This window comes from Thorsellia anophelis DSM 18579 (assembly GCF_900111395.1).
GTDB lineage: Bacteria > Pseudomonadota > Gammaproteobacteria > Enterobacterales > Thorselliaceae > Thorsellia > Thorsellia anophelis.
Genome location: NZ_FOHV01000014.1, coordinates 57,427 through 71,039, shown reverse-complemented (window position 1 = coordinate 71,039; position 13,613 = coordinate 57,427). Strand labels below are relative to the sequence as shown.

Annotated in this window: 24 protein-coding genes; 20 read left to right on the top strand and 4 right to left on the bottom strand. The window is 37.0% G+C overall.

Going from position 1 to position 13,613, the window contains the following annotated elements:
- Window positions 1-25: 25 nt before the first annotated feature.
- On the bottom strand, window positions 26-682 hold the full coding sequence (locus BMW37_RS09565) for a LexA family protein (protein WP_093320253.1): 657 nt from the start codon (window positions 680-682) through the stop codon (window positions 26-28).
- 112 nt (window positions 683-794) lie between these two features.
- Between BMW37_RS09565 and BMW37_RS09560 the strand changes: the two genes are divergently transcribed.
- The 12 genes from BMW37_RS09560 to BMW37_RS09515 all read left to right on the top strand — a co-directional run bounded on the left by BMW37_RS09560 (window position 795) and on the right by BMW37_RS09515 (window position 7,774).
- The gene (locus BMW37_RS09560) at window positions 795-1,007 is read left to right on the top strand and encodes a helix-turn-helix transcriptional regulator (protein WP_093320241.1); all 213 of its coding nucleotides are present in this window, start codon (window positions 795-797) and stop codon (window positions 1,005-1,007) included.
- Between the two features lie 76 nt (window positions 1,008-1,083).
- Window positions 1,084-1,527: a YmfL family putative regulatory protein gene (locus BMW37_RS09555; protein WP_093320237.1), complete on the top strand. Its 444-nt coding sequence runs from the start codon at window positions 1,084-1,086 to the stop codon at window positions 1,525-1,527.
- Between the two features lie 63 nt (window positions 1,528-1,590).
- Window positions 1,591-1,755, top strand: a complete 165-nt coding sequence (locus tag BMW37_RS15130) for a hypothetical protein (RefSeq protein WP_177168635.1) — start codon at window positions 1,591-1,593, stop codon at window positions 1,753-1,755.
- Window positions 1,748-2,728: a hypothetical protein gene (locus BMW37_RS09550; RefSeq protein ID WP_093320235.1), complete on the top strand. Its 981-nt coding sequence runs from the start codon at window positions 1,748-1,750 to the stop codon at window positions 2,726-2,728. The genes BMW37_RS15130 and BMW37_RS09550 overlap by 8 nt, the downstream gene beginning before the upstream one ends.
- On the top strand, window positions 2,718-4,127 hold the full coding sequence (locus BMW37_RS09545; protein WP_093320232.1) for a DnaB-like helicase C-terminal domain-containing protein: 1,410 nt from the start codon (window positions 2,718-2,720) through the stop codon (window positions 4,125-4,127). The genes BMW37_RS09550 and BMW37_RS09545 overlap by 11 nt, the downstream gene beginning before the upstream one ends.
- 23 nt (window positions 4,128-4,150) lie before the next feature.
- On the top strand, window positions 4,151-5,014 hold the full coding sequence (rdgC, locus tag BMW37_RS09540) for a recombination-associated protein RdgC (protein WP_093320229.1): 864 nt from the start codon (window positions 4,151-4,153) through the stop codon (window positions 5,012-5,014).
- A gap of 4 nt (window positions 5,015-5,018) precedes the next feature.
- Complete coding sequence (locus BMW37_RS09535; protein WP_093320226.1) at window positions 5,019-5,438, top strand: recombination protein NinB; 420 nt, start codon at window positions 5,019-5,021, stop codon at window positions 5,436-5,438.
- A complete protein-coding gene (locus BMW37_RS15125; protein WP_177168628.1) occupies window positions 5,413-5,604 on the top strand; it encodes a hypothetical protein in 192 nt (63 codons plus the stop codon). The genes BMW37_RS09535 and BMW37_RS15125 overlap by 26 nt, the downstream gene beginning before the upstream one ends.
- Complete coding sequence (locus BMW37_RS09530; protein ID WP_093320223.1) at window positions 5,531-6,124, top strand: recombination protein NinG; 594 nt, start codon at window positions 5,531-5,533, stop codon at window positions 6,122-6,124. Before BMW37_RS15125 ends, BMW37_RS09530 begins: the two co-directional genes overlap by 74 nt.
- Before the next feature lie 7 nt (window positions 6,125-6,131).
- Window positions 6,132-6,827 carry an antitermination protein Q gene (locus BMW37_RS09525; RefSeq protein WP_093320220.1) on the top strand — a complete coding sequence of 232 codons (696 nt, stop codon included), beginning with the start codon at window positions 6,132-6,134 and terminating at the stop codon, window positions 6,825-6,827.
- Between the two features lie 226 nt (window positions 6,828-7,053).
- Window positions 7,054-7,455, top strand: coding sequence for a hypothetical protein (locus BMW37_RS09520; protein ID WP_093320217.1), 402 nt, complete (start codon window positions 7,054-7,056; stop codon window positions 7,453-7,455).
- Entirely contained in the window at window positions 7,448-7,774 is a 327-nt protein-coding gene (locus BMW37_RS09515) for a phage holin family protein (protein ID WP_177168634.1), read from the top strand. The genes BMW37_RS09520 and BMW37_RS09515 overlap by 8 nt, the downstream gene beginning before the upstream one ends.
- A 32-nt stretch (window positions 7,775-7,806) precedes the next feature.
- Here BMW37_RS09515 and BMW37_RS09510 read toward each other — a convergent pair whose 3' ends face one another.
- On the bottom strand, window positions 7,807-8,022 hold the full coding sequence (locus BMW37_RS09510) for a hypothetical protein (RefSeq protein WP_093320211.1): 216 nt from the start codon (window positions 8,020-8,022) through the stop codon (window positions 7,807-7,809).
- Between the two features lie 55 nt (window positions 8,023-8,077).
- Here BMW37_RS09510 and BMW37_RS09505 point away from each other — a divergent pair, with 55 nt between their 5' ends.
- Genes BMW37_RS09505 through lysC form a run of 3 tightly spaced genes read left to right on the top strand, consistent with a single transcriptional unit; the run spans window position 8,078 to window position 9,022 of the window.
- The gene (locus BMW37_RS09505; protein ID WP_093320208.1) at window positions 8,078-8,494 is read left to right on the top strand and encodes a M15 family metallopeptidase; all 417 of its coding nucleotides are present in this window, start codon (window positions 8,078-8,080) and stop codon (window positions 8,492-8,494) included.
- Window positions 8,494-8,844, top strand: a complete 351-nt coding sequence (locus tag BMW37_RS09500; protein ID WP_093320205.1) for a DUF2570 domain-containing protein — start codon at window positions 8,494-8,496, stop codon at window positions 8,842-8,844. The genes BMW37_RS09505 and BMW37_RS09500 overlap by 1 nt, the downstream gene beginning before the upstream one ends.
- Window positions 8,780-9,022, top strand: coding sequence for an Rz1-like lysis system protein LysC (gene lysC / locus BMW37_RS15970; protein WP_425441784.1), 243 nt, complete (start codon window positions 8,780-8,782; stop codon window positions 9,020-9,022). The genes BMW37_RS09500 and lysC overlap by 65 nt, the downstream gene beginning before the upstream one ends.
- Here the strand turns inward: lysC and BMW37_RS09490 are convergent.
- Window positions 9,019-9,261 carry a hypothetical protein gene (locus BMW37_RS09490; protein ID WP_093320203.1) on the bottom strand — a complete coding sequence of 81 codons (243 nt, stop codon included), beginning with the start codon at window positions 9,259-9,261 and terminating at the stop codon, window positions 9,019-9,021. The genes lysC and BMW37_RS09490 overlap by 4 nt on opposite strands.
- 311 nt (window positions 9,262-9,572) lie before the next feature.
- Between BMW37_RS09490 and BMW37_RS09485 the strand changes: the two genes are divergently transcribed.
- The 3 genes from BMW37_RS09485 to BMW37_RS15965 all read left to right on the top strand — a co-directional run bounded on the left by BMW37_RS09485 (window position 9,573) and on the right by BMW37_RS15965 (window position 12,007).
- Window positions 9,573-9,767 carry a hypothetical protein gene (locus tag BMW37_RS09485; protein ID WP_093320200.1) on the top strand — a complete coding sequence of 65 codons (195 nt, stop codon included), beginning with the start codon at window positions 9,573-9,575 and terminating at the stop codon, window positions 9,765-9,767.
- A gap of 99 nt (window positions 9,768-9,866) precedes the next feature.
- Entirely contained in the window at window positions 9,867-10,328 is a 462-nt protein-coding gene (locus tag BMW37_RS09480) for a hypothetical protein (protein WP_093320197.1), read from the top strand.
- Window positions 10,329-10,552: 224 nt separating this feature from the next.
- Window positions 10,553-12,007 (top strand): DNA methyltransferase, encoded by a 1,455-nt coding sequence (locus tag BMW37_RS15965; RefSeq protein WP_093320194.1) that lies wholly within the window; start codon window positions 10,553-10,555, stop codon window positions 12,005-12,007.
- On the opposite strand, the gene BMW37_RS09470 is transcribed toward BMW37_RS15965, so the two are convergent.
- On the bottom strand, window positions 12,004-12,228 hold the full coding sequence (locus tag BMW37_RS09470) for a hypothetical protein (RefSeq protein WP_093320191.1): 225 nt from the start codon (window positions 12,226-12,228) through the stop codon (window positions 12,004-12,006). The two genes, BMW37_RS15965 and BMW37_RS09470, sit on opposite strands and share 4 nt — an antisense overlap.
- 88 nt (window positions 12,229-12,316) lie before the next feature.
- On the opposite strand from BMW37_RS09470, the gene BMW37_RS09465 reads away from it, so the two are divergent.
- Together BMW37_RS09465 and BMW37_RS09460 are read left to right on the top strand one after the other, a co-directional pair.
- Window positions 12,317-12,571 (top strand): hypothetical protein, encoded by a 255-nt coding sequence (locus BMW37_RS09465; protein ID WP_093320189.1) that lies wholly within the window; start codon window positions 12,317-12,319, stop codon window positions 12,569-12,571.
- Between the two features lies 1 nt (window position 12,572).
- A complete protein-coding gene (locus tag BMW37_RS09460; RefSeq protein ID WP_093320186.1) occupies window positions 12,573-13,610 on the top strand; it encodes a terminase small subunit in 1,038 nt (345 codons plus the stop codon).
- Window positions 13,611-13,613 lie beyond the last annotated feature (3 nt).

Sequence of the window (13,613 nt, the reverse complement as noted above, 5' to 3'; positions counted from 1 at the left end):
CCCCCCGAAGCTGCATCTTACCAAGTTATAAACTGTCCCATTTAGCCTCAACAACAACGCCTATAATTTTGCAATCTTCACGTATGGATATGACAGGCCAATTAGGGTTTAATCCTACTAAATATCTATTTCCACCATCTTCAACATATTTTTTAAAAGTGGCTTCGTTATCATTTTCTAGTTTTGCGACCACTAAGCTACCCGATTTGTATTCTTTTTCAGGATCAACAAGTATCAACATACCTTCTGGTATACTTAAGCCACTTGGAGCTGTCATTGAACTACCTTTAACTTCAAGCCAGAAAGATTTGTAGGAAACCTTAGCATTAGTGTTAGACCATTTATCAATTAATGATGTGTTTTCTATTGCTTCACTCCAATTACCAGCACTGACCCAACTTACAACAGGGAAAGAATCAGTCGCGCTCTCTTTTATCACTTTTGGCGCTTTTATATTATTATCAGTAGATAAAGAAGCAGAACCATCTGAATTCAATATTATCTCTGTTAAATTAAGCGCTTTCATCATTTCAGCGATTTCTTCAACGCTTGGTTGACGCCTACCATTAAGCCAATGCCCAATAGCACCCTGAGTTTTACCTATCATTTCACCAAGTTTATCTTGAGAAACTCCAGTTTCTTTCATTTTATTTTTTACTATTTCAGTCCATGTAGTTTTCATTTTTGCATTATTACGCTCTGTATTATTTTTATCAACTAACAAAATGTATTTAAAATTTGATATAATTAAATACATAATGTACTATAATGAAGCCGAATTTATGGAGGGCAACATGAATAACCTAAAACAAATTAGAAAAGCGATTGGATTGTCTCAATGCGCACTATCTAAATCTATAGGAGTTACCCAAGGAGCAATTGGGCATTATGAAGCAGGTAGAAGAAGCCCAGACTTGCAAACTTGTAGAGCAATAGTTGAAGAACTTAATTCGCGTGGAGCGTCATGTTCTTTGGATGATGTATTTCCTCCGCTTTCAACTCAATAAGTAAATTTTAAACAAATCTTTAATAACTGAATACTACTAAGTATTTTACAGCTAAGTAGTTAATAACGAGGGTTATATGAACATAAAACAAGTAATCATAAATTTATGCAACGAAGTACCAGGTGGACGATCTGCAGTTGCCGGAGCACTTGGTATGGAGTTGAACAGTTTTAATAATCGACTGTACGAAAAAAACAAATGCAGATTTTTCTCTGTAGATGAATTGGAGGCGATTGAGGATATCGCAGGAAAGCCTTTTTTGGCTGAATACTTTGCGAAAAGGCAGGGCGGTGTATTCACAAAACTTCCAGATTCAGATGATTTGGATAATACGGAATTATTCAATCTTTCGGTCAACAGTGATGCTAAGAAAGCTCTACTATCGTTAGTTGTATCAAAATCGATCGAAGATGGGGAGATTGATTCAAAAGAAAAACAGCAAATCTTGGATTGTTTGCACGATTTCTTTAGTTCAAAAACGAATGAGATTATTGGATTACTGAAGGTCTACCAGAAATGAGAATAACATCACAGAAAAAAATAACGCTGCAATGCGGGGGCATATACAGCGTAGGGGGCACATATGAATAACAAAAGAATTATATCAAAACCTCGCTCAATTCGCCACAAAAAATTAGAGCGATTGGACTATTTAAATGGTTTTTCTAAGCAATCAGTCTCAAAGCTTAGGGAAGCTTACGAGTTAGCTAAACAAAACAATCAAAAGGAAGGTGGCGAAGATGAGTGAGACAAAATTAGTTGATTTTGAATCAGCAAGAATCAGTCAAATTAAGCGAGCAAATGCAAACGATACAGCCAATGCATTAAGCGCTAAGGGGTTTGTAATGATCCATAGGAAAATTAAACAAACATCATTTTATAAGGATTCTGAGGCTACTCATTTGTTCATTCATCTATTGATGGATGCAACTTACAAGCCAAGTGTAATCACTATTAATGGCAAGGAAATCGCACTGAATAGAGGGCAACTGGTAACTGGTAGGAATGAACTGTCTTATGAAACAGGAATTAGCGTTGATAGAATCAAGTATCTATTGAGCAAATTAAAAAAACATGGGGTAATTACTGTTGATGCAAATAGACACTATTCGATAGTTTCAATAGTAAATTATGACTCATATCAGTGGTCAGAAAATGGGCAAAATAGCGCTGAAAAAGTGCCATCAAAGTTCCATCAAAGTGCCAACTCAAACCAAGAGCCAGCAAAGCTTAGTGGCGAGGTTGTGCCATCAGAGTGCCATCAAAGTGCCACAATTAATAAGTTAATAAATAATAATCTATCTAATACTAACGTATTAGATAGGTCGTTTAACAACGACTCGCAACAGCAATCTGAATCATCAAAATCTGATGAATCTAAAAAACCGCAATTACGTTGTGAAGACGTATTAAAAATATTTAATCAAGTACTGCCAGAAATATCTGCCAAAGGCCTAAGCGACAAGCGTAGACAAAAAATCAGAACATTTTGGCAAAAAGCCAAGAAGATTAAAAATGACCTAGAGAATACCAAGGGGCAACCTTTCACATTAAACGACTGGCAGTCTTATCTTGAGTATATCTCTGAGCGCTGCCGTTGGATGTTGACTGACGGATACAACCAAGCAACAGGCAACAAATGGCGCAAAAAATCAATCGATTATATTTTATCTGAACAGCTTTACCTTGAAGTGCGCGAGGGGGTTCGTGATGACAAATAACACTCTAACACTACCGCCACAGTCGATTGAAGCTGAACAGTCAGTGATAGGCGGTTTATTGATTTTAGGCGATGACGAGCGTTGCCAACGTGTTTTAAATAATCTAAAAGCTGAGTCGTTTTACACGCATAGTCACAAAATGATTTACACGACCGTTAAAAATCTGGTTAAAAAACAAGTGCCGATAGATGTATTGACAGTGAGTGAAGACCTAGCGAATGTCGGTTTGATCGAGCAAGTGGGCGGTTTTGCGTATTTAGCTGAAATGGCAAAAAACACTCCAAGCATCGCAAATATCGAAACTTACGCGCGCATTGTGAGAGAAAAAGCAATTGAGCGTTACACATTGAATCAATTACACAAAATGACGCAAATGTTTTACGAAGATAAGACAATGCCAACAAATGAGAAATTGGACGCAGTCAGCGCAATGTTCAATCAATTGAATGACTTCACTAAGAAAGGCACCAAAACTGGCCTTAAATCGTTAGATGATATTTTTGAGGATTGGACTAACAAACTGGAGCAAAGATTAGATCCAAATTCAGACGCTAGGGGATTGCTTACTGGGATTGAGTCACTTGATGAGCTATTAGCGCCAAAGGGAGTGGTCAAAGGCTCGTTATTTGTTGTTGGCGCCAGACCTAAAATGGGTAAATCTGCATTGATGACGACTATGTCAGTTCATTGTGCAGTTAATCAGAATCGCCCAGTCGCAATATTCAGCTTGGAAATGCCGACTGACCAAGTATTCGAAAGAATGATTACTCAACAAACCGGCTTAAATTCAGACATTTTTTACATGGGGCCAGATAGTGATTCTGATTACACGCTCGCTTTTGCAGCAGCTCACAAAATGGCGCAAACAGGTAATTTGTTTATCGATGACACACCAGGTGTTTCACTCGCTCATATCGTCTCAGAGTGCCGCAGGGTTAAAAAGCTTAAAGGGTCGATTGGTATGGTCTTTGTTGATTATCTAACACTGATGAAAGCCGAGAAAGCGGATAGAAACGATCTAGCCTACGGCATTATCACCAAAGGACTTAAAAATCTGGCTAAAGAGCTTGATTGCGTTGTAGTCCTATTGACTCAATTAAATCGTGATTTAGAAAAAAGAACCAATAAGCGACCGCTGCCAAGCGACAGTCGAGACACTGGCCAGATAGAACAAGATTGTGATTACTGGTTAGGAATATACCGTGAGGGTGCTTATGACGAAAACGCTAATCAAAACATAACTGAACTGATTTTAAGGCTAAATCGCCATGGCAAAAGTGGGACAGTGTTCGTTGAGCAACGTCAAGGTTCAATGAAAAACACTGACCAGGCTCAAGCAAAAATGGCTTTTATGCGAGATGAGCCAGTCAAACAAAAACGTTATGCAAGTGGGTTTTAATATTAACTAAAAAGAGGTGTTATATGTTTAAGAGTTTAATGATTTTCAAATTAAAGCAAGCGATTGAGTTATCAAACGATGTAATTGCAGCAGAGAAGTTTATGCCGTGTGAATCACAAGACTTAGTCAAAATGGGTTTTGTGCCGCCATTGGATATTTCTGAGAGCTATGTTCATAACTTCGGCAAAAGCAGCTTACTCGTTATCCGAAAAGAAGAGAAAATCTTACCAAGCTCAGTCATTGCTAAGGCTGTATATGACCGAATTCAAGAAATTGAAAATGCAAGAAATATTAAATTAAGCAAAGCTGAAAGAGCTACTGTGAAACAAGAAGTTATTGTCACCTTAATGCCTCGAGCGTTTTCAAAATTCACGCAGGTGAAAATCTGGGTTGATCATGAGAATGAGAGAATCAGTGTCGATACATCAAGCGCTAAACAAGCCGAGTTAGTACTTGGATTGCTTAGAAGAGTGCTAGGGTCTTTGCCGGTGGTACCGTTTGGTATGTTTGAAACACCAGTATCAAGAACGATTACAAATTGGGTTACTAATGAATTTCCTCACTATTTAGAATTCGATGGAAAGTTGAAAATCGTTGATGAAGATAATGCCACTGCCACTTTTAAAGATAGCGACCTTAATGATGAAATGGTTGAGTTGGCCTGTTCAGGGGAAGTTAAGCAAATCGGTCTTAATTGGCGAGAAAAAATTAATTTTGTGCTTGATGAGGATTTCAAAGTAAAAAATATCAAGTTCAGTGAATTTGTATTAGATCAAAGAGCTGATGATAAATGCGATGACTACGCTCAACGGTTTGATGCGGATTTAATCCTCTACACTGCCGAATTGAATGATTTGATTGCAGATTTAGTTAAAACAATGGAGTGATCCAATGAAACAGTCTTTCTTTCTTCGTAATAACCAAATTAAACAAAATGCTATTGATTTCATTCGTTCATTAGAGACTAGAGACGATAAACCTCTAATGATTGAAATCAAAGAGAGTAAACGAACTTTAGAACAAAATTCGAAACTTTGGGCGATGCTGAAAGATATTAGCGAGCAAGTTGTTTGGCATGGTTATAAGCTCACTAGCGAAGAATGGAAAGACTTTTTTACGGCTTCAATGAAGAAATTAAAAACGGTACCTGATATCGAGGGGCGTGGATTTATTGCAGTTGGGTTATCTACTCGTTCAATGAGCATTAAAGATATGACATTCATGATTGAGCTTATGACGGCTTTTGGTACCGAGAATAACGTCAAATTTAAAGAAGTGCTACCAGATGAATACCAAAGATTTGCGCGCTGAGTTTGAGTTTGAACTTATAAGCATGAAGCTTGTTGAAAAAATCAGCTTAAAAATATACTGGACTGGTGAATTTTACACAAAGGAGCATATCAATGACGCATGGGAAGAATACCAAAAAGAGAAAGCTCAAGCCGAAAGCTTGCAGGTGGTGCAAAGAAACGTTTGAGCCAAGAAACAGTTTGCAAGTGGTATGTAGTCCTAAATGTTCTATCGAAAAAGTTAGGCATGAAAACAGGCTGAAAGAGCAACGCAAGCGCGATGAAGTTTTAAAAGTGGAAAGGGCGGAAATTAGGCAGCGTAAGCTAAAAGTAAAACCTCGCTCGTATTGGGCTAATAGGGCTCAAAAAGCAGTTAATCGATATATCAGAGAAAGAGATGCAGACAAAAATTGCATTAGTTGTGGTGCGATAGAATCAGTCCAGTGGGACGCAGGGCACTATCGAACAGTAGCGTCATCGCCGCAATTAAGGTTTCACGAAGACAATATTCACAAGCAATGTGTAGTCTGCAATCAGTACAAGTCTGGAAATATTGCTCCTTATCGCCTCGCGCTGATTGAAAAAATAGGATTAGAGCGACTAGAGTTTATAGAAAACAACAACGAATCGAAGAGATGGACCGTTGAAGAACTGCAGGCGATTGAAGTTGAGTACAAAAACAAGTTAAAAGAATTATCAAATAAGTGAGGTAGTTATGAATCTAGAATCAGCAGTTAAATATTTCAGTCCAAAATCATTAAGTATCACAACGGAATCACCGTGTACTGCTGATGATAGACTAACAGCTACCGACATTATGGGCGCACTAGGAATGGCCACAGCTAAATCTCAATTTGGTATGGCTTTATTCTTTGCAAAAGTAGATTTAAGCCAAGAAGCAAAAGAGATCGCAATTGCTGAATTAACTAGATATGCATTGACTCAAGCGCCAAAGTATCTGGGTAAATCAGTTAGCGGTCGTCAACTGGGTATGGTGGTTAAGATTTTAGCTCAAGCTGCTTACGCTGAATACGTTAATTCGCCAGATGCTGATAAAGAGTGTCCTGTGTGTAAGGGCGCTAAAAAGATAAATGGAATTGGTTGCAAACATTGCAAAGGGACTGGCTTAGTTAAGAATCGTTGCCAGTGTCATGGCTCAGGTAAAGTGATTGATCAAGTGAGAACTAATAAAACAGGCGTTTTGACTGAAAAAATTTGTAGTCGTTGTAATGGGAAAGGCTTCTTTAAAATACCCTCTAGTGTTGCTTATAGGGCTGTTTCATCGATAGTAACTGAATTAACACAATCAACATGGTCTAGAAGGTTTAAGCCATTATTAGACCATTTAGTTATAAAGTGTGAGATAGAGGAAAATTTTGCAAATAGCACGATAAAAAAAGTAACTAAGTAAAAAATAAGTATTGCAAATTGCATAAAACTGTTATAAATTGACACCCATAGTGGGATTTTTATATCTGTTAGCACTAAGCAATAAACCTCGACCTAAAAATCGAGGTTTTTTTGTGCCTAAAAATCAAATAAACACACCAAGCCTCAGCCTAAGAACTGGGGCTTTTTATTTTCATCAGTGCAAGGAGAGCATATGTTTAATCTGTTTTTGAATGAGGTGACTGAAAATGGAACCTAATCTCAGCACCGCAGTAGTAACTGTCGCGGGTGCAACGACTACCGCAGCAATATCCTCATCATTCTACGATTATAACACTCTCGTGTTTGCAGGGTCTCTAGCCGGTGCATTGTTGTTTACCTTTTTAAATCAACACTACAAGCTATTACTTAAATTACCACTGGCTATCATTTCATTTGGCATTGGTTTCTTTATGACACCAGGTGTTCAAGTATGGATGATTAATCGTGGTTATATCCGAGATGATAATCATGCAATCGGTTTCTTTATCGCATTGGTGTTATCTTCCTCTGTTGTAGCAGTTTATGGGTATATTCAAAGGCGTGGTATTAAAGGAGTGGCAAAAGACGTTCAAGACATCAGAAAAGGCAAGGAGGTGGATGATGAGTAATTATATCCACGAGCTAATAACAACTTACAATTGGATGACATTATCAAATTTAGTTATATGTTTAATCAATTTTCTAATGATGTTTGCTTTTCATAGGCCTGTTGAAAATAAGCCAAACTACGCAAAGTCTTTATTGGCTTCACTAATGATGTTTTGGATGGGCTTTATTAGCTTTAGAATCATTACCCTTACTTATGACGGTAATATTGATTTAGGTGAGTTAGGTCTAAATGCCACATTACTTATATTCATTGTTATTGAAAGAGGTAATGTTTATAAAGCCTTAAAAGCAATGACATCTACCTTTTTAAAAAAGTAACAGTAAATAACCCCAACCACCCAACTGGTTTTTTATTTTTTAAGCAACCCAAAATTAATGAATGCCTCTTTTATGAAGGGTTTAAATTTTTCAGGGCACTCATAAACTCGTTTGCTTGGGTCTCTTCGATTATGTGAGTTCTTTCTAGGTAACCCAAAAAGCTCTTTACAGTGTGCTATGTGACAACTTTTGACTGTTACATGGTGCTTATCTTTAACGAATTCAGCAATTTTTTTGTATGTAGACATTTAAATCCCCTTAATTTAGTTAAATAGATTGTTAATTATACATGGAGTAGTAACTATGGCTAGTCATTTTAAATTTTCAGAAGTAAGCCTTAAAAACTTGAAAGGCATTCACCCAGATTTGGTAAAAGTTGTTACTTTAGCACTTCATAAAAGCACTGTTGATTTTCGTGTTATTGAAGGTTTAAGGACAAAAGCAAGGCAACAAGATTTAGTAGCCAAAGGTGCTAGTCAGACTATGAATTCTCGGCATATCACCGGTCACGCAGTTGATTGTGCCCCATGGGTACAAGGAACGATCCCATGGAATGATACTTCAAAATTCAAAGCTATTTCAGATGCAATGTTTGAAGCTGCCAATGAATTAGGGATTCATATCCGATGGGGCGGAGATTGGAACGAGAATGGTCGTTCAGATGATGAGCGGTTTTATGATGGCCCTCATTTTGAATTATCTCGCAAAGAGTATCCATAATGAGTAAAGCCCATCTTATTTTATTGGCTGTTGTTGGTTTTGGGCTATTGATTCTTGGTGTTAATTACACATTAAGCCTTAGAGATAGACTAACACTCGCTAATGACCAAGTGACTGAACTCGACACAACAATCAAACTGCAGTCAGCCTTTACTCAATCTATGAATGCCGTAAGTAATGCAGTTATCCAAACCAAAAAGGATTTATCAGATGATGAGAATCAAACAAAAGAGATTGTCAGAACGATTATCAAAACTGCTGATTGCTCTAACACTCTTGTGCCTAATGCCGCTGCTGATAGGTTGCGGCAGTACGCGGACAGAATACGTAACCCTGCATCAACCAACTGACCCAAATTTGCTAGCTGACGTAAATATCCCGATTATTCCAGAACCGCTAACTTTTGGAGCTAGTATGGACTTGAATATCGAGTTATTAGGCAGGCTAGGTCAATGCAATGTAGATAAAAGGGCTCTCAGAGAGATTGAAGCTCTAAGAGCCAAACAAATGCTGTTTTTATCAAATTAGCTCTGAACAAAAGAAACCTGAATGAATTTATTTAACTCTTCTGCAGCAGCTAAATTAGAACCAGTTTGAACTTGATAAGTGTTTGTTCCGTCAGCTTTCAAGTAAATTGTGCAGTGCGGCCCGTTCCCATCAGGGTGTGAATATTTTATCCCAGCGTTAACATCTTTTGTTGTATAGGATTTATCACTGAGAAAACCTGTTAACAATTTTTTATTATGTGGGCTTAATGCGTTGCTCATTAGTAATACCTCATTTAATAATTAATAAAAGTGAAAAATACAGAAGATAGCATCTTCTGACGAAACTAATATATATGGTTTAAATTTATCTTTTCAATTGATGTTAATAATTATTTTTAGAGGTAACCAAAATAAAGAAACTTGCTAAGCCAATCGTCCACTTAAAAGTTCCTATCTACTCAGGGCATATTAGTATCTGCGAATCAATTGAAGCTGCTAAATCCTACTTCAAAAATATTGATTTTGAACAATATGGTAATGATTATAATGGATTGACGATTAAGGCCTTTGGTAATAATGGAACTTTATCTGTGATCATCATATTCGATGATATAGACAATATCCCATTCCATGTAATTAGCCACGAATCAATTCATGCAGCTTGGGTAATTCTTGAGAACGCAGGTGTTAAATTAGATGCTAATAATCACGAAGCTTTGACTTATTTGAGTGATTGGGTGGTTAAGCAGGTTTTGAGCATTAAAGAAAAAAGAGAAAAACTGTGACTTTGATCTTATTTTCAACTTTGTTTAAGAAAAAAGATTGAAATTATATTATTACCCTCAATATATAAAGCTCTTAAAGCAGACAAAAAGGAGCAAATTATGTTGAGTGAACTAAAAACAGCTTATCCGAATAAAGTTTTACAGATTGAAAAATTTCATGAGGAAGCAATCGAGACAGAAAAGAGAGTCTTAAGTGCTATTCATGAGCAGCTAAAGAATATAGGCTTAGATGATATTAAACTAAAAAAAACAGGTGGCAAAACTAAACAAAAGGGGTTAACTTACATAATATCGATTGTTTTCGAAACTAAACACTTTGGTGATATCTCGTATAATTTAATTTTGCTAGACAAAGTAATAAGCCAAATAGGCAAAGCAAAAATTGAAGTAGTAGAAATGCCGAATATATTAAATGATAAAGAGCTATTTAATAAAATTGGTTTTACATATCCAGATGCATTTAGGGCGGCTGAGCAAATTTTAGATTTTCTTGTGTTTACAATCCAAAATGCAGTTGAAATGAAATCAAAACCTAAGAGCATGCTTGATCTAACAAATTAGTAAAGTTAATGAGCACCAATTAACAAACCCACTTCGGTGGGTTTTTCATTTATAGGACATAACAAATTAATAAATAAGATATAAAACTGCTCTTGAGGAGTGGGCGACCACTGATAACTGGAATTATCAGTAGCCATTTACACTCATCACACCTAAGTTAATGAGCGCAAACCAAGACCCACCTGCTCTCGAGAGCGCAGGTATCATAATCAAGGGATGCCTTAATGACAACAAAAAACAATAACAATACACTATCAATCGAATATAAATCAGTCAAAGAGCTGATTGTTTACGCAAGAAACACCAGAACACACTCAGATGAACAAGTAACCCAGTTAATGGGGAGTATAAAAGAATTTGGTTGGACTAATCCTGTTCTAATTGATGAGGAGGGAGTATTAATCGCTGGTCACGGTCGTTTGATGGCCGCTGAAAGATTGGCACTAGATGAAGTGCCATCAATAATGCTTACTGGTTTGACTGAAACACAGAAACAAGCATATCGAATAGCTGATAATCGTTTACCTTTAAATGCAGGGTGGAATGAAGAACTTTTAAAGATTGAGATTAATGAGCTTATTGAGTCAGGTTTTGATATTGATACATTAGGATTTACTCAACTAGAGATTGATGATCTTTTAGACTTAAAAACAGATGTTGATATTGGCGAACTATCTGGCGGTAATAAATCGGGGTCATTATTTGAAAAATTTCTATTTCCTCCATTTACAGTACTTAGTGCCAGAGATGGAAAGTGGCAAGAGCGAAAGAAACAATGGATAGCGTTAGGCATTAAATCCGAAGAAGGTCGTGATGAAAGTTTAACATTCAATAAATCACACCAACCACCTGCAGTTTATGATGAAAAAAATCGTTATGAAGAAAAGGTGGGTAAAAAGGTTTCTTGGGATGAATTCTTTGAAGCTAACCCAGATGTAAAATTATTACCTGGTACAAGTATATTTGATCCTGTTCTATGTGAGCTAGCTTATAGATGGTTTTCCCCTGAAGGAGGTTTAATTTTAGACCCATTCTCAGGAGGTTCTGTTCGTGGCGTAGTAGCAGCTAAGACTAAACGCAATTATATTGGTTGCGATTTACGAGCTGAACAGATTTCAGCAAATATTCAGCAGTGGGAAGATATTAAAAGCCCAGATGATGAATACACACCAATTTGGAAATGTGGTGATAGCACATACATTAGGAAGCATGCAGATAATGCGCAAGCTGATCTTATTTTTAGTTGCCCACCTTATGCAGATTTAGAAGTTTATTCAGATAACCCAGATGATTTATCTACAATGGATTACCCTGAGTTTCTAAAGGCGTACAGACAAATAATTAAAGAATGTGTCTCAATGCTAAAAGAAGATCGTTTCGCCTGTTTTGTTGTGGGTGATGTACGAGACAAGAAAGGGATATATAGGAACTTTGTATCGGATACGATTCAAGCATTTATTGATGCCGGCGCTGATTATTATAATGAAGCCATATTAGCGACAAGCGTTGGTGGTGTAGCTATGACAGCATCAAGAACATTTAAGGCAAGTCGTAAATTATCTAAAACACATCAAAATATTTTAGTGTTCGTTAAAGGCGACCCTAAAAAAGCCACTTTAGCCTGTGGTGATATTGAAATAGAAGATATAGGCAGTGAAGTAGATGAGGAAGTACTTTAAAACGAATACTTATTTCTCAATGCTTTAATACCCTCAGCAAGTAACAAATCAGGATTTCTCCCTAATTGAATTTGAAAATCAGGACGCACTAAAGCTTCTTTAGCGCGAGTGATAGCTATTTTTTCATTTCCAAGTCTAGGGAAAGATGCTGCTAATTTTATTGCTGTGTGCCAATCTTCATTCATTGCGTATTCACGTAGTGTATCAATTTTCTTTTTCATCATTAATCCTCAACTATCGGTAGTGTTTGTTATATAAGCCGATATTAGCGAAACTACCGGCTTAGTTCGAGACCTTGAGGGGCTAAAAGTGGAAGATAATTTACTTGATAAAATTGAGGGGTTAGCTGGTCGTGGTTTAACTGAACAGCAGATAAAAAGTATCTTAAAGTTAAATTGCGATAACGATAAAGAGCTAACCAATCAAATAAGAAAATCAATTCGCAGAGGTAAGGCATTAGTCATAGCCGATCTAACCAACGAGTTATATAAAAAAGCTAAAAAAGGAGATATACGAGCGATAACATACATGCTCGACAATCTAAACAACAAAGAAGGAAAATAGTATGAGCAACGGCATTGATTGGAAGAAAATTGAGCGAGAGTATACATCATCAAAAATATCCGTTAGAGCTCTTGCTGAACTTCATGGAATAAGTGACACAGCAATTCACAAAAAAGCAAAAGCTGAGGGTTGGCAAAAGTTTGATGGTGTAAAAAAACGTAAAAACATCAAACCTAAAAGTTTGAATGATAAATCCGAACTTATTAACCAAGAAATACCTCAAGCAGATGTGATTGGTAATGGACAAGAAGCGTCACAAAATAGATTTGTTATAAACCTGCTTGATTATGGTTTAAATGATAAGCAGATTAAGTTTGTAGAAACTTATATTAGAACAGGCGACCGAATTAAAGCATACAAAGAGGCAGGTTACACGGGCACAAATGACGTGGCTTATATTAGCGCCTCAAGGATGTTAAGAACAGTTAAGATTGCCAAACCCATCCAAGATGCGCTCGATTTAAGGCAGGTAAGGACTGAGATCACTGTTGATTCAGTATTGGTTTGGATGTCAGATATCTTGAGTGCGGACCCAAATGAGCTAGTTGAGCATAGGCGCGTTAATTGCCGTCATTGCTGGGGTAAGGGGCATCAGTATCAGTGGATAGATGAAGTTGAATATGATGAAGCGGCACAAGAAGCAGCTGCAAAAGATATAGCAGAGCCTAGCTGCGATGGCGGATTTAATTTCGATAAAGAAATGGATCCTAATCCTGACTGCCCTAAGTGTAGAGGTAAAGGGGTTGGTAGCGTATTGTTTAAAGATACTCGTGATTTAAGCCGTCAAGCAAGGCGCTTGTATGCAGGTATCAAACAAACTAAAAATGGCACCGAAATCATGATGAACTCACAGGTTGAAGTTGCCAAAATGCTGGCCAGATACTTAGGTATGCAGGACAGTGAATTAACTAAGCGAGCGCTGCAAACAAGTATAGAAAAACAACAATTAGAGATTCAGAGACTTAAAAATATTTTAGAGGGTAAAGGTGACGCCACAGTTAACGCATTATCTGAATTAATGGATAGATTATCGGAGTAGAGT